The following is a 17,355-nucleotide window of genomic DNA, read 5'->3' as shown; positions in this document are numbered from 1 at the left end:
CATGAAATAGCGGCGCGTGCCAATGAGATTTGGAATGCTTCGCGTTCAGAGACAAATGTATGGCCGCATCGCAGCCGGATACCCTCTCGAAGCCGAAATTTCACAGATAGTTAATGTATTGTTAATATGCCGCTCGCCCAGCAGGTCGCACGTCGACCCCCATCGGTCATGCTGGGCAAAGCGTAGAAAGCTCAGGCAGATCATCAGCCGACAGTTCTGTCGGACAGTGCTCGTACTCGCTGGCGGTACGAACACTACCCCCTCACGTCCGCGTAATCGAAACGCCCCCATCGACCAGCGAAGCCGTGCCCGTCACAAAAGACGAGTCGTCGGATGCCAGATAGAGCGCCGAACGTGCAATCTCCTCGGGCTTCGCAACGCGCTTGAGCGCGTGCAGACCCGTCACGAACGCCTGCGACTCAGCCGTATCGTTCATGCCGCGATACATCTCCGTATCCACCGCGCCCGGAAGGATGGCGTTCACGCGCACCCCTTGCGGCCCATACTCAGCCGCAAGCGCTTGCGTCAATCCAATCAGCCCCGCTTTACTCGCCGCATAGGCCGCACTACCTGGGAATGCGAATGAATAACCGACGAAAGTCGAGGTGAAAATAATCGACCCGCCGCCGTGCTTGAGCATTTCCGGAATCTGATGCTTGGCGCCGAGAAACGCGCTCGTGAGGTTGGTCGCGAGGGCCGCCGACCAGCCCGCTTCCGAGATCTCCGTGGAGGGCCCCATTTCACCTAGCGTCCCGGCATTGTTGTACGCGATATCCAGCCGCCCGAAGCGGCTGACCGCGAGCGCAACGAGCGCCTTCGCGAAGTCTTCGGATTGCACGTCGCCGGCCAGCGACACCGCCGTTCCGCCTTCGCGAGCGATCTCCGCGACGAGCTGCTCGAGTTCGGCTTCGCGGCGCGCCGCCACCACCACCTTTGCGCCCTCCGCGGCGAACAACTTTGCGGCAGCGCGGCCAATACCCGCGCTCGCGCCGGTGACGATAGCGACTTTTCCAGTCAAGCGTTCCATGTTCAATCTCCAGATTAATGCGGTTGCCGGTGCCCGATGCGCCGGATCCGTGAGACACACTTTAGAATTCTCTTCTTATGATAGAAAGACCAAAAATATGGCAGTATCATTCAGCTTTTATGAATGATTTGGGCCTGTAATGGACCGGCTGCGCGCTTTCGAGGTCTTCGTGACCGTGGTCGACCGGGGCGGCTTCGCGCGCGCGGCCGACGCGCTCGACACCTCGCCCGCGAACGTGACCCGTTATGTCAACGAGCTGGAGGCCCATCTCGGCACGCGTCTGCTCAATCGGACTTCACGCAAGCTGTCACTCACGGAGGGCGGCGAAACCCTGTATTCGCGTTGCAAGACCATCCTCGACGATGTCGCCGAAACCGAAGGACTGCTTTCGGCAACCTCGGTCGAACCGCGCGGACGGCTGCGCATCAATGCGCCCGTGAGTTTCGGGATCTTGCATCTGGCGCCGCTGTGGCCGCGGTTCATGCAGCGCTATCCCGAGATCGAACTCGACATCGCGCTGATCGACCGCGTCGTCGACATCGTCGACGAGGGTTTCGACCTGGCCATCCGCATCTCGCGCGCCGGCCCGACCGATCATGCAGCCCGCAAGCTGGCAACGTCGAAGAACGTCCTGTGCGCGTCTCCCGATTATCTGAACGCATGGGGACATCCGGAGATGCCCGCGGACTTGCTCGCGCACCGTTGCATCGGCTACACGCATGCCGCCACGGGCAACGCGTGGCAACTGATAGACGGCAACGCCAAATCTCATACGGTCGAAGTCAACTACCGCATGCACACCAACAACGGCGATACGGCGCGCGCGGCGGCGCTGGCCGGGCGCGGCGTGATCTGGCAGCCTACGTTTCTGGTTGGCGATGACCTGCGTGCGGGCAGGCTCATCCGCGTGCTGCCGCAATATCGCTTGCCCGATATCGACGTGCTTGCACTCTATCCGAGCCGCCGCCACGTGAGCGCAAAGGTACGCGTGGCGATCGATTTTCTGGTCGACGCGTTTGCAGGCGTGCCGCCATGGGACAAGACCTGATTTGCCGCCGGCCATTCAAAAGCGAGCTGGCAGCAATGGCGTAGTGCCATCGCTGCCAGCTCGGCCCATCATCCGCACCGCAATAGCAGTTCCGGATCAGGCGATCTTCTGCGCTTGTTCCTTTGCCAAAAGACGTTGCGCCTGACGATCGCCGCGGCCTGCCTCCTGTGCGGTCTGGACCGAGGTTTCCGTTGCTTCGGCGAGCGCGGCGCGTGCGGCGCTGCTGATGTTGACCGTATAGGACGACGATGGCGAAGCGGACTGAGCGGGCGCAGTTGCGCTACCCGATTGCGCGGCCGAAGCCGTTTTTGTTGCGCTCGCCGTCTGTTGCGGCTGCGGACCCGCGCCCGATGCCGCGACGTTCGCCGGCTGGTTGCCAACTGCTTGTATGGACATATTTTGATCTCCAATGGTTAATTGCCTTACCACGGCATATCCTTTATCGGCGCGCTGTCTTTATGCTTTAAAAGAATATTATTTGTAACAACGCCGTGGCTTAAGGCTGCCATCAGGTTTCTTTTCAGCCATTCGATTGAGCGGCACGGATGGCACGCCCAGCGCGCCTGGCGGCGTGGCGCGTGTTCGTGGAGAACCCGATCGGCACCGGCCACCATCCCATGCCCGAGCACGAGCAGGACGCCAGGTTCATGGAGCTAACGCGCGATACGCAGGGCGCCGCTCGGACCCGGAAGCGGCTGGCCACGCTGCGCGCGATGGATCCGTCGATGAAGGCCGCTGATCTCGTGAACATCTGGACTGCTGATCATTGTCGGGCATTGGCGATCATGCCGCGGGCTGCCGGCTCGCCCCCATCGTCGTAGAATGATTGGGGGGGTGGCAACATGAAACGTGGATTGATCGCTGGCCTGCTGTGCGGCGCACTGCTTGCCGGTTGTGTATCGGCGGGCGTCGAGGTGAGCCCCGAACAGATGGCGAACTTCAGGCCCGGGGTGACGACGCGGCAACAGGTGATCGCCGCGCTCGGCCCGGCTTCGGTCGAGAGCGCGCTGGACGACGGCTCGACGCTGCTCGTCTACACGTACGTGACCTCGCGGCCCCACCCCGAAACCTATATTCCTCTGATCGGGTCGCTGGTTGGTGGCTCCGATACGCACTCGCAAGCCGCCGTATTTCTGTTCGATCCGAACGGCGTCCTCAAGAGCGAAAACAACACCGCCTCGAACGTGGGCACAGGCATGACGAGCGGCAAGAGCGCGGCGCAGCACAGCGCGCCGCCGGCCAGCGCCGAGCCGCCCCCCTCCGTGGATCAGAACATCCCCCCGCCTGCCGAGCAAAGCGTCGAGCCGATTCCGGGAGAAAACCTCCAGCTGGAGCCGCAAACCATCACCTTGCCGCCAGCAGAGCAGAGTGCGCCGCCCAGTCCAGACAAATAGCGGCCAACGGCGGGCGGCAACCATGCCTGGGCCGAGTACGGCGTCGAGCGCTTCTACCGCGACGTGCGGCTCTTTCGCATTTACGAAGGCGCGACGCAGATCCAGCAGATCGTCATTGCGCGCAACATGATCCGCGAGGCGCAGTAGCGAGGCGCTCAATCCTCAGCTTAATCGATGCGTAAACGTGACGTCCTATGATTATTCGATTACTCAGGATGTCAAATAACTAATCGCCCCGTTCACGCGTAGCGCTTAGATTATCGTCGGACAATACAGGCCGCTTCTCCCAGTCGTTGCTAACGCTGTCAATGGCGAATCCGCCAAGGGAGCCCATCGTGAACGCCCCGCTCGAGCATCACTGGGCTTTTGCACGCCCGCGCCTTTCTTCGAATCTCCCAATTAAACTGGCAACTCGAATCATTTCGGCCGCGCTCTGCCTCAGTAGTGGCTATGTTTCTGCAGCTTGCGAACAGGAAGCCGCGGCGCTGTGCCCCGATGGCAACCCACGTTGCCTCGCGGATGCCGCGAAATCCGTCGAGCAAGCCGCCAACGATTGCAAATCAGTCGTGGGCAGATTTCTGAATGCCTCAATGTGGCAGGAGACCCCGCAATTCTTCGACAATTCCCCGCATGAGCGTGTCTTTTGGCGGTGCGTGGCCCGGCAATGCGACGATCCCCAGGAACCCGGGAAATAAAGCGGAGATATCGCTGTCGATTGCGCAATGAAATGAGAATCGCCCAATTGGGGCGCACTATGCCATTGCACAGCTAGCGACCCAACCGGACGAATGCCGTCGCGCCATGCAGGCCGTCATCGCGGAACATTCCCGCGATGAACAAGCCGGCGGCGCGAAGCCTGAGAATCTGCCGAACGTCAGTTGTCGTACTGGCTCTGGGCGTTGTAGCTTATTCCCTTTGCACTCCAGAGCAATTCGATATTGCGATTGCCACCGCTTGAGAGCGCGGGGAAAGGACACGCCGGCGAGCATTCCTGTACGCCGTTCTCGTCCACTCCTGCAGTGACCGTCGCCGTGTAAGTGCCAGTGCCCGGAGAAGTAAACGAACCGGAAGAGTATCCGTCGACCTCGCTCGATCCAAGCACTGCCTGAACTTCCAGCTGACCAACAAGTGGCCCGATCGGCTGGTTGTTGACAAATGTGGACCACGTGACGCTCAACGAGGGCGCGCTTGCCGCCCCGGCCGCGAGCGCAGTGCTCGCGGTGCTGTTCGACAGCATCGGCCAGACTGTCGCTTGCCCCGCCGCGGCCGTCATCGGCGGCGAGCTATTGATCACGGTCTGGGGCGTGCCGATCTGCTTGCCGGTTGAATCGTACAGGGTCACCGTATAGAGCTCGTACTGAACCGGCAGATTCGCGGTCGCGATCGGCGCCGATCCATACCATTGCCCCAGATTACTGGTCGGCACAATCAGCTTGCCGCCCTGCTGCGCAACCGGTTGCCAGGACCACCGGTAGTAGCTCGTGTTGCCGTTTGTCTTCTGGCCGCCCGTCGGGGGCGCGGTGAGGACATCCGGCGTGAAGGAGAGCAAGGTGTTGCCCACCGCGGCACGCGGCTCCATCCACGCCGTTCCGTGGATACCCGGGCCCGTGATGGAGACGGACGCCATGTTCGAAGGATTGGGCGATGTCGTGGGGATCCTGGCCTGCAGCCCGGTTTCGTACTGAGAGTATGGGCTGTACGTGGCGTCGAGATAGTTGTACTGCTGCAGGAAGGTAGCAATCACGATGTTGTACTGCACCTGATTGCCGATGACGTCCCAATTGCCGTTTGAGAGGTTTTGAACCAGCGTCGTTGCATAGTTCGGCGCTCCGGACGCGCTCGTGTACTTGATGTGCACGAGGGCGCTTTCGCCGCTGACGTTCGGGAACGTTCCGCCCGGGAAATACGCGAGGGTCGTCACGCCCGTAATGGTGGTGCCTGACGCACTGATCCCCGGGTGTTCAGTCTGAAACTTGCTTACCCCGTATTCCAGGTACCCGGCGTCGATCGCCGAGGCACACGCCGAGGTGGTGCCGGAAAGGCATTGACCCAGTTGCGTGAGCAGCGTGCTGAGGTAGCCGACCGGGTAAGGTGGCGGGCTCAGCACAGTCGCTGTCGTGGTGCTCTGGCTGAGCGGTACGCTCACCCCCATGTTGGCAATGCTCGTGATCTGAAGTCCGCCTGCCGGCGCCGGGGTGACCACGACAGAATCGATCACGGCATCGGCGCCGGTGTGATTGGGTGTGAACGGCCCGGCTATCGGATCGAACGAAGCGTTCAAGCCGTTCTGGCTCAGAAGCTTGGCGAGAACCGAATTTAGTGTGGACGTTGCCGATGTCACGGTTGCAGCCGTCACCATCTTGGCGAGCGCGCCGGTGGCAACGAGATCGGCCGGGTTGCCATCGCTCGTGAGCTCCGCGCTCACGGCCGTGGTGAGCGGCGTCACATTGGCGACGAGGGGCGCGCCCGAGGCGGCGCCAGCCGGCTCGGTGAACGTCGTGGCCACCGAGTACATCGGGAGATTGGTCCCGCTCGGGTCGTTGGCCACGATGAGCAGAGGCGGGGTCAGGCCGGAGAGGGAGATCGTATAGTTTCCGTTCGAACTGCTCGTGGTTTGCGCGTTCTTGCCGGTGGAATCGACGATCGTCAGGTTTGCGCCGCCGAGCGGGTCGCCCACTGCCACCACGCCATTCATCGTCGTGGCGCTTGATGTGGTTGAGCCCCCACTTCCACCACCACCTCCGCCGCAACCTGCCACCAGAACAGCCGCGCACGCGGTTAGGGCGATGCCCGCGAGCACTCGCGATGCTTGCATATTCATTTCAGTTCCCCTGGACGATGCGTTGGACGCCACCCCACGACTGACCCGCTGAGGCGGCCGTGAAAGACCCCCGGCGAATATAGATCCCGGCTTTTGTTGTTGATCCCGCAACCTGCGGAAGGCGCGTCGCGAATGGACGGCGCGCTATGCAAGATGAGCACAGCCGCGTTGCTCTTATCAATGGTGCAAATGCATCATTGATAATCCGGCGCTGGCTGCAGTGACTGGCAGGGTGGGAAAAGAGAGGCCATCGCGTTGTCGCGCGAGGTCACGACAGTGCCCCGAAGATTGCCTTTCGCGATGCTTTCGAAGCGGTCGATAGCGAGATTGATCGGGTCAACGATCGCCCTCGCGCCGGGGCGCGCAATGCCCTCAGGTAGCGACGCTCGAGGCAATCATTGAGTTTTTGAGGCCAACAGAAACGGATCGACGGCCCACAGTTGGCCGGCACGCAGATGCCACTGCGAAAGCGCGAGCCACTGCGCGAGCGGCGTGAGACTTATTCCTGGTGAAACGGAGCTGCCGAACGACTCGGAGACAAACGGCGCGTCATCCTCTGGACGGCGCACGACCTGAACAATGTGCGTGATGCCGCGAGAACGAGGATGGTTGTTCGCCCACGCGGGTTCTCCTGCTTTCAGCCCGATGGTGGCGCAACGCGGAAGGCTGAGCGCCGTGACTTCTCCGCCTTCGAGAATGAACCCCGTTCGGATCTCGATCTCCTGAATGATCCGATCCGACCACGCTTGCAGCGCTTGCACATCGCCATCACCAAACACTGCACGGCCAGCAGCCTCGTTCTCTGCTCGCATCGCCTGCGTGAGAAGCACTCGGGCCCACCCCGAGCAATCAATGACCGGAGGGCTGGCCGATAGACCCTCTGATTTCACGCCACGTTGATAGCCGACTCGGCCCGTGTGGATCTGCACAAGCTCCCACATCGTCCTCTCTGCGGTTTCGAATCGCATGGCATTCCCTGACAAGGACAATCCATGCGTATTATCCATCGTCGGCGAAAAGTCCAATCGGTAGCTACTATCGGGTTAAGCGATGAGTGCATCCGCAACGATAAGGGCTCGCGTTGCGCACCTTGCCAACAACGACGCTGGTGCGAACGCGAGCCCTCTTTTTTATGAACTGAAATCTATCAGTCGTCCTGCCGATATGATCTCAATCCGGAGCCGAGCCATGCATGCACACATGCTCCGGATAATCGACCTAGGCAATGCCGTCCAACGCCTTGCCAAACCTCGCGACCGCGCTTTCAACGTCATGCAGTTTTTCCAGACCGAATAAACCCACGCGGAAGGTCTTGAAATCTTCAGGTTCGTCACATTGCAGCGGCACACCGGCCGCGATCTGCAAGCCGGCATCGGCGAACTTCTTGCCCGATCGGATGCCATCGTCGTCCGTGTAGCAGACCACGACGCCCGGTGCCTGAAAACCTTCGGCGGCCACGCTTCTGAAGCCTTTACGGGCCAGCAGCGAGCGAACGCGCTCGCCGAGTTCAAGCTGCTCCGTTCTCACCTTTTCGAGGCCGTATGCCTCGGTTTCCTTGATCACGTCGCGCAGCGTCGCGAGAGCGTCCGTGGGCATCGTGGCGTGGTACGCGAACCCGCCGTTCTCGTAGGCTTCCATGATCTGCAGCCATTTGCGCAGGTCGCAGGCGAAGCTGGTGCTGGTGGTTGCCTCGATTCGTTCGCGGGCGAGCGGGCTGAGCATGACCAGCGCGCAGCACGGCGAAGCGCTCCAGCCTTTTTGCGGGGCGCTGATCAGGATATCGACGCCGCTGGCTTCCATGTCGACCCAGACCGTGCCGGAAGCGATGCAATCCAGCACGAACATGCCGCCGACGGCATGCACGGCGTCGGCCACCGCGCGCAAATACGCATCGGGCAGCATCATCCCGGATGCGGTTTCGACATGCGGCGCAAAAACCAGATCCGGCTTGTTATCCCTGATCGCGGCGACCACTTCTTCGATCGGGGGCGGCGCGTAGGCGGCCTGCCTGCCTGGTTCGACCGGACGCGCCTTCAACACGATCGATTCGGACGGAATGCTGCCCATGTCGAAAATCTGCGACCAGCGGAAGCTGAACCAGCCGTTGCGGATGACCAGACACTTCTTGTTGGTCGCGAACTGCCGGGCGACGGCTTCCATGCCGAACGTCCCGCTGCCCGGGACGACAACGACGGACTTCGCGTTGTAGACCTTTTTCAGCCCCTCGGAAATGTCGCGCATGACGCCTTGAAAGCGCTGCGACATGTGATTGAGCGATCGGTCGGTGTAAACCACTGAATATTCGAGGAGTCCCTCGCGGTCGACATTGGGAAGTAAGCCCGGCACGTTCGCCTCCGGTAAAAGATGAACAAGGGAATCTGGGGCAGCAGCATCTGTGATCCGATACCGCTGCAACCCTGCAAATATGCTTTTCCTGACGAAAGCTGATTCTAACGAAAGCCGCCTGCAACCTGGTGCCAATTTTTACGAGGCACTTGGTGCAAGCATGAGGTTGACCGGCCACCGCGCGAAGCGGAACGCCAGCGGCAACCCGGAGTGAGACAACAGCACGACGCCAGCCGCTGATGCACCTGGCTATCGACGTAACGGACTCTTCAGGCTGCTGCAAGCACTGGAGCGACCGATCACTTTGCGCCTCTATAACCTTACCACTATATTTATCCCCGGCTTTCAACGTGGAAACGATTCTTACGCAGTGTTAAACTGCCCCGCACTCCTGACCTGACCGACATGAACCCTCGCGCCCGCACACGAACGACTGCATGGCTTGGCCTGATCGCCATGTGGCTCATCGTGCTCGCGCCGCTGGTCAGTCAACTGGTCGATGCCTGGCGCGAGCATCAACCCGTCGCGGCGCTGTGCTCCACGACGCTCGATGCCGGCGTGAGCCAACACGGCTCGCCGGCCGGGGCGCTGAACGCATGCGGGTATTGCGATTTGCTCGGTACGCACGTGAGCATGTCGCCGGGCCCAGCCGTCTTGCTGCCCATTCTCACCCTCGTTACCGTCGCCGCCGTTTCCACGCTGTCCACCCGTTTCACGCCGCTTGGCGCGTTCCCCTCGGGACGGCCGCGCGCGCCTCCAGCCCCGCGCTGATATCCCCGGTTCCGTCTGTTTTGCACTGCGCGCCCGCAAGGCGTGCGGGTGATCACGCGCGCCACCACGCTTGCCGTGTCCCAGCGCGCTGATCGCCCCTCGCCACGCCTGCTTTAGCCGGGCGCGCTCGCACAGACACCCGTACACGACATCGCTGCAATTCGGTCCGTTTCGGCCCGCGGCACCGGCCGCTGGCTGGCCGCGCCTTTGCCCGATTCCAGCCACAGACCGTCACTCGACGCCGCCTGACTGCGCGTCGCGTCTGCGTACGTCCGTCGCTCATACAACAACTTCAATCAACCGACAAGACCATCATGTTCCAGCCCACTCGACTTCGCGCCGCCATTTCGGGCGCCATTGCCCTTCTTGCCTCGCACGCCTGGGCGGACGCCGCCGACCCTGCCGCGCCCGCTTCTGAAAACATCTTGCCTCCCGTGGTCGTCAGCGATCGGAGCGCACACTCGCTCACCTCGCAGACCGTGACGGACGCGAAGCGCTCGCTCGACGAGACGGCCGGCTCGGTCGGCTTTGTCGATAGCAGTACATACGAAAACACTTACGCGTTTACACTGCGCGACGTCCTGAAGGACGTGCCTGGCGTTTTCGTGCAGGACCGCTACGGCCAGGAGCTGCGCCTGTCGATTCGCGGATCAGGCATTGCGCGCAGCTATCACACACGCGGCCTCGAGATTCTTCAGGATGGCATTCCCACCAACCTGGCCGACGGCAGCGGCGACTACTACCAGATCGACCCGCTCGCGCTACAGGCCGCCGAGGTCTACAAGGGCGGCAACGGGCTCGCCTATGGTGCGTCGACGCTCGGCGGCGCAATCGATTTCCTCACGCCAACCGCTTATACCGCCGAAGTGCCCAACATCGTGCGCCTCGAAGGCGGCAGCTTTGGCACCGTGCGCGGCAGCGCACAATTCTCGCGCGTGATTGGGCCGCTGGATTTCATCGCCACGTTTTCGAGCGACCATTCCGGCGGCTATCGCGATCATGCAACCGGCAACTACCAGCAGTTCAACGCCAACATCGGCTATCGCTTCAGTCCCACGCTCGAAACGCGCTTCTACGTGGGGGCCTATGTCGTGAACCAGTTGCTGCCCGGCACGCTGTCGCTCTCCGATGCGCTCAACAATCCCACCAAAGCCGCGCCTGGCGCCGTCGCCGGCGATCAGGCGCGCAACACGCGCACGGAGCGCATTGCGAACCGCACCACGCTCAAGCTCGACACCGGCGAACTGACCTTCGATACCTGGGCTATCCACAAGAGCCTCTATCATCCGATCTTCCAGGTTCTCGATCAGGACGGCTGGACCTATGGATTCGCGCCGCGCTACACCGCGAAGCTCGATATCGGCGGCATGCGCAATGACATCATCGCCGGCGCGCGCTTCTTTGGCGGCAATACCCAGGCGCGCCAGTACGTCAACGTCTCCGGCGAACGGGGCACACAAACGCTCAATGCGTCCCAGAACGCCTACAACTACGAGGCGTATCTGGAGGACCGCTTGTTCGTTCTGCCGACGGTCGCGCTGATGGCGGGCGTGAAGGCGCTGCGCGACGTGCGCGAGTACGTGGATCACGGCGGGCTCGCAGCGGACCCCACGTACAAGTCCACGAGCGAGACATTCAGCGGCGTGAATCCGAAGCTCGGCGTGCTCTGGCAGCCGGCGCGCGACATTCAGGCCTTCGCCGACATCACGCGCAGCCAGGACGTGCCCGACTTCACGGACCTCACGCAGACCTTCGGCAGAACGACGCGCTTCACGCCGCTCGCCTCGCAGCATGCCTGGACCGTCGAGCTCGGCTCGCGCGGCACGCATGATCGCGTGAGCTGGGACGTCACGGCATACCGCTCGCTCGTGCGCGACCAGTTGCTGCAATACACGACCGACCCGAATATTCCCGCCTCGACCTTCAACGCCAACAAGACCGTGCTGCAAGGCATCGAGGCAGGCGTATCGGTCGATCTGCTGCGCGACATTGCGCGGCGCGGCGCGGGCGACAAGATCACGCTCTCGGGCCTGTGGAACCTGAGCGACTTCCGCTTCAAGGACGACCCGCAATACGGCTCGAACCGCATCGCCGGCGTGCCCGTCAATGTCGTGCGTGCCGCGCTCGGCTATTCCCGGCCCGATGGCTTCCATATCTCGGCGTCGGTGGACTGGGTGCCCGCGGGCGCCTGGGCCGACGACGCCAACACGCTGCGCGTGCCCGGCTACACCCTGCTCGGCGTGCAGGCGGGATGGGACTTCCGCAACGGCCTGTCGGTCTATATCGACGCGCGCAATCTCACGAACGAGCGCTACGTGAGCGACATCAGCACCGTTGCCGACGCGCGCACGGCTTCGACGGCGATCTTCTATCCGGGCGAGGGGCGCAGCATCTTTGCTGGCTTGCGCTACGCGTTCTGAGGCACACGCGGACTCGACGCAAGCCACGGATGCTGACGCCGATGCAAACGCCGTTCACGCTCGGTGGCCGCGGCTTGCGCGGCGCGCAAATGCTAGCCGCCGCCGGGCGCGGTATGGCCCAGCACCGCCGCGAGCACCAGCACGGCAACCATGGCAACCGCCTCGATCGCCAGCAGCGTGTCGAAGCGCTGCTGTGCAGCGCCGTATGCCGGGTCGTTTTCTTCCGCGCGTGTGCGCAGCACGGGCAGGACCGCCATGCGGTTCCAGCCGCCCAATGCGATTGCGAGCGCAACGCAGGCGAGCTTGGCCGCCAGTATATGGCCCCACGGCGTGTGAACGAGCGGCGCGTCGGCATGCGCCGTATCCTGCACGACGTTATAGAAGCCTGTGACGAGCACGATCACGAGCGCGGCTGTCGCGAGATGGGACAACGCCGCGCAAAACGCCGCGCGCTGCACCGCCGTCGCGCTCGCGACGCGCCACAGACGCCGCGCCAGCAGGCCGGCCACGATCACACTGCCGGCCCACAGCGCCGTGGCGCAAAGATGCACGACGTGGATGAGCTCTCGCGCCGAGAAGTCGCCCGCATCGGCTGCATGACTGGCCGCAGCCTTTCCCGCGACCCACGCGATGAGGCCGGCAGCAAACAGCGGCAGGCCCCGACGGTCCGAGAGGCGGCTCAACACCGCCAGCACCGCGCCAATGAATCCAACGGACCACGCGACGCCATAGTGCGATTGCGTGAGCACGGCAGTGACCGCCGGCCCTGCCCCGGCCAGTGGCGAGCCGCTCATCACGGCCGCCTGCAGCCAGAGGTACGCGAGTGCCGTGAGCGTCAGCACGATCGCAAGACCCGCCTGCCCGCTGCGCAGCGCGGCGGACGCAGCGATGCCGCTGCGCTTGCCCATCAAGGCGCACGCGAGGGAGCCGGCCGCCATCGCGAACAGCAGATTCTGCAGGGCCGCCACGGCGATCTGCACGGCGACGAGCGGCTCCACGGTCACTTCACCGTAAAGGTGTAGTGCCCCTGCGTGCGGTGCCCGTCATCGGCCACGGCAACCCACTTGACCGTATAGACACCCGGCGTCAGGGGATTGAGCCCAACGGACATGTGCTTCTTGTTCGACGGGTCGACAACGGCCTTGCCGCTGGTGACGGCACTGCCCTTCGCGTCCGTGACGGTAATCGAGCTGAACGCGGGTTCGAGCCCGTCGTCGAAGTCGATCGCGACCTCCTTCTGCGAAGCCGGGACGGTCGAGCCGGCCCCAGGCGCCTGATGGGTCGGGTAGGCATGCGCGTGCGCGAGCTGGCAGGCAGCGATCAGAATGGCGGCAACGGCGCCGCGTGTGGTCGTGTGCAGTTTCATGAGTAGCGTCCTCCTGGGTCAGAACAGCGGCTTGCCGAGCGAGTTCGGGAACATGTCGTCAAAGTAGAGATGAGCTTGCACCAGGATACCCGTATGCGTGCCCGACGCGTGATTGACGGGTATCTGTGCCTCGACGCCGAACTGCCCGTAGCGGTTCGTCCAGAGCAGGCCCGGGTTGATCGTGCCCGTCGTCTGACCCGCGCATGCACCCGCCGTGCAGGTGCTCATCGGGAATTCGACGACCGGAATCAGGTTGGCGAACGGCTGAGGCAGTCCGAGGTCCTTCACCTGCTGCTGCAGGTAGGGAATGCTGTACTGCAGCGTCAAGCCCCAGCCCAGCGAGTTCGGCCCCTGGTCCGACGAGGCCGTCGTCAGGTTCGGGCCGATCGTGCCGGTGATGGCGAACGGGCGCAGGTAGCCGAGCGATGCGGGCAAGTCGCCGAAGCCCTTGCCGAAATAGGCGGTCGGGGTGAATGTCGAAAACGAGCTTCCGATCGATTTGGCGCCGGTGCCGCCGATCGTGGCGAGCAGCCCGACCGATGCCATGAACTCGTGCTCCGGGTTCGCATAGACGAGGTACTTGGCGCCGAGGGTCACGTCATCCCAGCCCTTCGCGTTGCCGTCCGGCGAGTTCTGGCCCACATAGTCGCTCGCGATGCTGAACGCGAGATTCTTCGTGATCAGCTTGTCCCACTCGTACGACACCGTGTTGACGTTCATGTCGTTGCCGTTGCTGTCGGGCGTCTTGATGTGGCTGTACTGCAGGTTGAATTCATCGCCGACGCCGGGATCGTCGACGGCCATCGTCGCCGGAAAGACCCGGTCGCCGACGACCGCGTGAGCGGATGCGGTGGAGGACGCCGAAAGAGACGCGATTGCGCCCGCGGCAAAGAGCGCGGCGCGCACGGGCGCCGCCTGTTGCCTGAAAAGGTTGAGCATGTTGTTTTCTCCAGTTGTCGTGGGTGGCCGTCGCGTGCGTGCGCGAGCAGCGGCCGCCTGCGCGTTGCGCAATGCGGCACCCGGTTGATAGCACGACGAATCAGGAGAAAACGGGAGGCGCCCGGGGTTGCGCCGCGGTGTGAACGAAGGCGGCGCGAACTTCGGCCCACGCCTGCGGCGCGGCTACACGCACGACCAGCAGCATGACGGCAAGCGCGATCGCGCCGCCGGTGAGCGCGGGCACGTGGGCGAGGAGCCCGCAGTATGCGCAGGCTTGCCAGTGCGGCATCGCCGAATGGGCCGGCTGGCTGTCGTGGCCCGCCGGATCGGCGGCGCTCTCCACCGTGCAATAGGTGGCGAGCGCGTTGCTCAACTGCTGATGCGACGCCAGCACCTGCGAAACCGTCGGCGCGAGCGTGGCCATCAGGATTGCAAGCAATCCAAGCAGGCTGCCGAGCTTCTGGAGACGGACGCGGAACATGGCGCGCGCAGGTGAGCAAGTGGAGTGGAGACGCCGAATTATGGCACGCAACGCCCGCGCCAGACAGGCAGGGTCGTCTGATAGGCGGGATCAGCCTCCCTCGCGGAATCGCGAACGCATTGGCCATCACAGGCATGCAATTCATTTCGTAAGCTATTCGTATGGAATGCGAAGGGAATAGCGATTTGTTCGCGCCGGTTTTCGTCTTACGGTTGACGCGCCGGGTAGGCGGCCGTTACGCTTGCGCGCTGATGGTTCCCGGCGACGGGATGAAAAGGGAACGCAGTAGAGGCACATGCCTTCAGTCTGCGGCTGCCCCCGCAACTGTGAGCGGCGAGTCCGTGCCGAAGGAGGCCACTGGGAAACCGGGAAGGCCGGCACGAGACGGCGACCCGCGAGCCAGGAGACCTGCCATCGACCGAGGTCCAAGCAGCCGCAACGGGCGGGGTGTCCCGGCGCGCAAGCACCGCCGCAAGCGGTCGCCCGTTGCAAGGACAGCCCGACCTCAGGATCTGTCTCATGTCCACTGTTATCGAAACCGTTCCCGTGCAAGGAACGCTTCGCCGCCGCGTCGCCGGCATTTACGTCGTTCTCGCAGCCTTCAATATCGGCGCCTGGATCTGGGCCTTCATCGCGTTCCATGCGCACCCGCTGCTCTTGAGCACCGGCCTGCTCGCCTATGGTTTCGGACTGCGTCACGCCGTGGACGCCGACCATATCGCCGCCATCGACAACGTCACGCGCAAGCTGATGCAAGATGGCCAGCGGCCCGTGACCGTCGGCTTCTTCTTCGCGCTCGGGCACTCCGCCGTGGTGCTGATCGTGGCGGCAGCCGTGGCCGCGACGGCCGCCGCGCTCGAAAGCCGTGTCGAGGCCTGGAAGGACATTGGCGGCGTCATTTCCACGAGCGTGTCCGCGCTGTTTCTCTTTCTGATCGCCGCGATGAACATCGTGATCCTGCGCGGCGTGTGGCGCGCGTTCGGCAAGGTGCGGCGCGGCGAGCCCTATAGCAACGACGATCTCGATCTGCTGCTCAACAGCCGCGGGCTGCTGGCGCGGCTGTTCCGGCCGCTGTTCCGTCTGGTGTCGAGACCGCTGTGGATGCTGCCGCTCGGCTTCCTGTTCGGCCTCGGTTTCGATACGGCAACGGAGGTGAGCCTGCTCGGCATTTCGGCGAGCCAGGCTGCGCAAGGCGTGTCGATGTCGGTCGTGCTGGTGTTTCCCGTGCTGTTCGCCGCGGGCATGTCGCTCGTCGACACGACCGACGGCGTGCTGATGCTCGGCGCGTACGACTGGGCGTTCGTTCGCCCCATCCGCAAGCTCTATTACAACCTCACGATCACGCTGGTCTCGGTGCTCGTTGCGGTGCTGATCGGCGGCATCGAAACGCTGGGCCTGCTTGGCGACCAGTTCAACCTCAAAGGTGCGTTCTGGGACGTCATTGGCATGCTCAACGACAATTTCAATGATCTCGGCTTCATTATCATCGGCGTGTTCATTCTGGCGTGGCTCCTTTCGTTTGCGATCTACCGGATGAAAGGCTACGACGACCTGCCGGCCAACCCGGCGGCATAGCAATAACGAAAAAAGATCACTCAGAGTGATCTTTTTTCAAGAACGGCAAATCGGGCGCCGCCGAGCCACAATCGCGATCAGCCCGCGTGGCGGCTGTCCGGCGGCGCGTGTCGAGCAGCATCTCAAGCGCGGGGGACTTGCCTTCGGCGCTGGCCTACCCAGCGTCGAAGCGTCCCCTCAGGACGCGCTTTCACACCCGCTCAGTCGTAAAGCACCGCGGCGATCTTCGGATCGGTCATATTCGTCTTGTCGTACCAGTAAAAGCCCGTGTCGACTTTCTTGGGCAGCTTCTCGCCCTTGAGCGCCTTCACCGCGGAATCGACGACGCACTTGCCAATGCCAACCGGGTTCTGCGTGATCGCGCCCGCCATCAGGCCGGAGTTGATGTCGTCCTTTTGCTCCTTGCCCGAGTCATAGCCGATCAGCACCAACTTCTTGCCCGATTCCTTGACGCCGATCGCCGCGCCTTCCGCCGAACCTTCATTGGCGCCGAAAATGCCCTTGATGTTCGGATTGGCCTGAATCATCGCCTTGGCGATTTCCGCCGACTTCAGGTGGTCGCCGCCGCCGTACTGCACGGAAACGATCTTGATGCCCGGGTGCTTCGTCTTCATCTCGTTGAGAAAGCCATCACGGCGATCGATACCGGTGCGGCTGGTCTGGTCGTGCACGATCACGCCGACTTCGCCTGAATCGCCAATCATCTCCGCCATCTTGTCGGCGGCGAGCGCGGCGGCGGCCAGGTTATCCGTTGCGCACGTCGTCAGCGGAATGTTGCTGTCGACGCCCGAGTCGAATGCGATCACGGGTATCTTCTCGGCCTGCGCGCGCTTGAGCAGCGGAATGGCCGCCTTGCTGTCGAGCGCGGCGATGCCGAGCGCCTGCGGTTTCTTGGCGAGCGCGGCCGAGAGCATGTCGATCTGCTTGTCGACCATCGCCTCCGTTTCCGGGCCTTCGAAAGTGATCCTGACGTTGTGCTCCTTCGCCGACTGCTCCGCGCCCGCTTTCACCGCTTGCCAGAATTGATGCTGGAAGCCCTTCGAGATGAGCGGAATGTACGGCTCTTCGGCATACGTCGAACCGGTCACCCCGACTAGCGCGCCGACTCCGATCACGACACCAATGAGTTTTCTTTTCAACATGGGGTTTCTCCTCCAGAGGTGGACC

General features: G+C 63.0%; 17 protein-coding genes, 1 pseudogene and 1 riboswitch. Of the genes and pseudogenes, 8 read left to right on the top strand and 10 right to left on the bottom strand.

Translation table 11 applies throughout. From position 1 onward, the window contains the following. Positions 1–262: 262 nt before the first annotated feature. On the bottom strand, positions 263–1,027 hold the full coding sequence (locus E1956_RS34325) for an SDR family oxidoreductase (RefSeq protein ID WP_134757561.1): 765 nt from the start codon (positions 1,025–1,027) through the stop codon (positions 263–265). A gap of 139 nt (positions 1,028–1,166) precedes the next feature. On the opposite strand from E1956_RS34325, the gene E1956_RS34320 reads away from it, so the two are divergent. After that, positions 1,167–2,075: a LysR family transcriptional regulator gene (locus E1956_RS34320; protein WP_134757559.1), complete on the top strand. Its 909-nt coding sequence runs from the start codon at positions 1,167–1,169 to the stop codon at positions 2,073–2,075. Positions 2,076–2,171: 96 nt separating this feature from the next. On the opposite strand, the gene E1956_RS34315 is transcribed toward E1956_RS34320, so the two are convergent. Further along, the gene (locus tag E1956_RS34315) at positions 2,172–2,471 is read right to left on the bottom strand and encodes a hypothetical protein (protein WP_134757557.1); all 300 of its coding nucleotides are present in this window, start codon (positions 2,469–2,471) and stop codon (positions 2,172–2,174) included. 188 nt (positions 2,472–2,659) lie between these two features. Here E1956_RS34315 and E1956_RS34310 point away from each other — a divergent pair, with 188 nt between their 5' ends. The 4 genes and pseudogenes from E1956_RS34310 (at position 2,660) to E1956_RS34295 (ending at position 4,164) form a co-directional block, all read left to right on the top strand. Then, positions 2,660–2,896 carry a hypothetical protein gene (locus E1956_RS34310; protein ID WP_134757555.1) on the top strand — a complete coding sequence of 79 codons (237 nt, stop codon included), beginning with the start codon at positions 2,660–2,662 and terminating at the stop codon, positions 2,894–2,896. 21 nt (positions 2,897–2,917) lie between these two features. Beyond that, positions 2,918–3,469: a hypothetical protein gene (locus tag E1956_RS34305; protein WP_134757553.1), complete on the top strand. Its 552-nt coding sequence runs from the start codon at positions 2,918–2,920 to the stop codon at positions 3,467–3,469. 12 nt (positions 3,470–3,481) lie between these two features. Next, positions 3,482–3,616: pseudogene (locus E1956_RS34300) on the top strand (acyl-CoA dehydrogenase family protein); the annotation flags it as partial. Between the two features lie 188 nt (positions 3,617–3,804). Further along, positions 3,805–4,164, top strand: coding sequence for a hypothetical protein (locus tag E1956_RS34295; RefSeq protein ID WP_134757551.1), 360 nt, complete (start codon positions 3,805–3,807; stop codon positions 4,162–4,164). A gap of 179 nt (positions 4,165–4,343) precedes the next feature. On the opposite strand, the gene E1956_RS34290 is transcribed toward E1956_RS34295, so the two are convergent. From E1956_RS34290 to E1956_RS34280, 3 genes are all read right to left on the bottom strand, one after another. Beyond that, entirely contained in the window at positions 4,344–6,164 is a 1,821-nt protein-coding gene (locus E1956_RS34290) for a hypothetical protein (RefSeq protein ID WP_134757549.1), read from the bottom strand. A 521-nt stretch (positions 6,165–6,685) separates the two neighbouring features. Further along, complete coding sequence (locus E1956_RS34285; RefSeq protein ID WP_134757547.1) at positions 6,686–7,258, bottom strand: hypothetical protein; 573 nt, start codon at positions 7,256–7,258, stop codon at positions 6,686–6,688. 250 nt (positions 7,259–7,508) lie between these two features. Continuing rightward, entirely contained in the window at positions 7,509–8,636 is a 1,128-nt protein-coding gene (locus E1956_RS34280) for an aminotransferase class V-fold PLP-dependent enzyme (protein WP_134757545.1), read from the bottom strand. 405 nt (positions 8,637–9,041) lie between these two features. Between E1956_RS34280 and E1956_RS34275 the strand changes: the two genes are divergently transcribed. Both E1956_RS34275 and E1956_RS34270 read left to right on the top strand, forming a co-directional pair. After that, positions 9,042–9,407, top strand: a complete 366-nt coding sequence (locus E1956_RS34275; RefSeq protein WP_134757543.1) for a DUF2946 domain-containing protein — start codon at positions 9,042–9,044, stop codon at positions 9,405–9,407. A 314-nt stretch (positions 9,408–9,721) separates the two neighbouring features. Further along, positions 9,722–11,827, top strand: a complete 2,106-nt coding sequence (locus E1956_RS34270) for a TonB-dependent receptor family protein (protein ID WP_134757541.1) — start codon at positions 9,722–9,724, stop codon at positions 11,825–11,827. Between the two features lie 92 nt (positions 11,828–11,919). On the opposite strand, the gene E1956_RS34265 is transcribed toward E1956_RS34270, so the two are convergent. The 4 genes from E1956_RS34265 to E1956_RS34250 form a co-directional block, all read right to left on the bottom strand. Then, positions 11,920–12,825: a CopD family protein gene (locus tag E1956_RS34265; RefSeq protein ID WP_134757539.1), complete on the bottom strand. Its 906-nt coding sequence runs from the start codon at positions 12,823–12,825 to the stop codon at positions 11,920–11,922. 2 nt (positions 12,826–12,827) lie between these two features. Beyond that, positions 12,828–13,193: a copper resistance CopC family protein gene (locus E1956_RS34260; protein ID WP_134757537.1), complete on the bottom strand. Its 366-nt coding sequence runs from the start codon at positions 13,191–13,193 to the stop codon at positions 12,828–12,830. An 18-nt stretch (positions 13,194–13,211) separates the two neighbouring features. Beyond that, positions 13,212–14,132, bottom strand: a complete 921-nt coding sequence (locus E1956_RS34255; RefSeq protein ID WP_197732943.1) for a transporter family protein — start codon at positions 14,130–14,132, stop codon at positions 13,212–13,214. A 100-nt stretch (positions 14,133–14,232) separates the two neighbouring features. Next, complete coding sequence (locus tag E1956_RS34250) at positions 14,233–14,613, bottom strand: DUF2946 domain-containing protein (RefSeq protein WP_134757535.1); 381 nt, start codon at positions 14,611–14,613, stop codon at positions 14,233–14,235. A 236-nt stretch (positions 14,614–14,849) separates the two neighbouring features. Further along, positions 14,850–15,043: riboswitch (cobalamin riboswitch) on the top strand. An 89-nt stretch (positions 15,044–15,132) separates the two neighbouring features. On the opposite strand from E1956_RS34250, the gene E1956_RS34245 reads away from it, so the two are divergent. Then, on the top strand, positions 15,133–16,188 hold the full coding sequence (locus tag E1956_RS34245) for a HoxN/HupN/NixA family nickel/cobalt transporter (RefSeq protein ID WP_134757533.1): 1,056 nt from the start codon (positions 15,133–15,135) through the stop codon (positions 16,186–16,188). Positions 16,189–16,388: 200 nt separating this feature from the next. On the opposite strand, the gene E1956_RS34240 is transcribed toward E1956_RS34245, so the two are convergent. Beyond that, positions 16,389–17,330, bottom strand: a complete 942-nt coding sequence (locus E1956_RS34240; protein ID WP_028221420.1) for an ABC transporter substrate-binding protein — start codon at positions 17,328–17,330, stop codon at positions 16,389–16,391. Positions 17,331–17,355: the final 25 nt, after the last annotated feature.

Source organism: Paraburkholderia pallida (assembly GCF_004524855.1).
Taxonomy (GTDB): Bacteria; Pseudomonadota; Gammaproteobacteria; order Burkholderiales; family Burkholderiaceae; genus Paraburkholderia; species Paraburkholderia oxyphila.
The sequence above is the reverse complement of the archived record's forward strand: the minus strand, read 5'-3'. Positions and strand labels throughout refer to the sequence as shown.

Coding starts and splice junctions, on each gene's coding strand:
- E1956_RS34320 (WP_134757559.1), top strand. CDS start 1,167: ATGGACCGGCTGCGCGCTTTCGAGGTCTTCGTGACCGTGGTCGACCGG.
- E1956_RS34240 (WP_028221420.1), bottom strand. CDS start 17,330: ATGTTGAAAAGAAAACTCATTGGTGTCGTGATCGGAGTCGGCGCGCTA.
- E1956_RS34250 (WP_134757535.1), bottom strand. CDS start 14,613: ATGTTCCGCGTCCGTCTCCAGAAGCTCGGCAGCCTGCTTGGATTGCTT.
- E1956_RS34270 (WP_134757541.1), top strand. CDS start 9,722: ATGTTCCAGCCCACTCGACTTCGCGCCGCCATTTCGGGCGCCATTGCC.
- E1956_RS34275 (WP_134757543.1), top strand. CDS start 9,042: ATGAACCCTCGCGCCCGCACACGAACGACTGCATGGCTTGGCCTGATC.
- E1956_RS34290 (WP_134757549.1), bottom strand. CDS start 6,164: ATGAATGGCGTGGTGGCAGTGGGCGACCCGCTCGGCGGCGCAAACCTG.
- E1956_RS34285 (WP_134757547.1), bottom strand. CDS start 7,258: ATGCGATTCGAAACCGCAGAGAGGACGATGTGGGAGCTTGTGCAGATC.
- E1956_RS34260 (WP_134757537.1), bottom strand. CDS start 13,193: ATGAAACTGCACACGACCACACGCGGCGCCGTTGCCGCCATTCTGATC.
- E1956_RS34325 (WP_134757561.1), bottom strand. CDS start 1,027: ATGGAACGCTTGACTGGAAAAGTCGCTATCGTCACCGGCGCGAGCGCG.
- E1956_RS34315 (WP_134757557.1), bottom strand. CDS start 2,471: ATGTCCATACAAGCAGTTGGCAACCAGCCGGCGAACGTCGCGGCATCG.
- E1956_RS34305 (WP_134757553.1), top strand. CDS start 2,918: ATGAAACGTGGATTGATCGCTGGCCTGCTGTGCGGCGCACTGCTTGCC.
- E1956_RS34245 (WP_134757533.1), top strand. CDS start 15,133: ATGTCCACTGTTATCGAAACCGTTCCCGTGCAAGGAACGCTTCGCCGC.
- E1956_RS34255 (WP_197732943.1), bottom strand. CDS start 14,132: ATGCTCAACCTTTTCAGGCAACAGGCGGCGCCCGTGCGCGCCGCGCTC.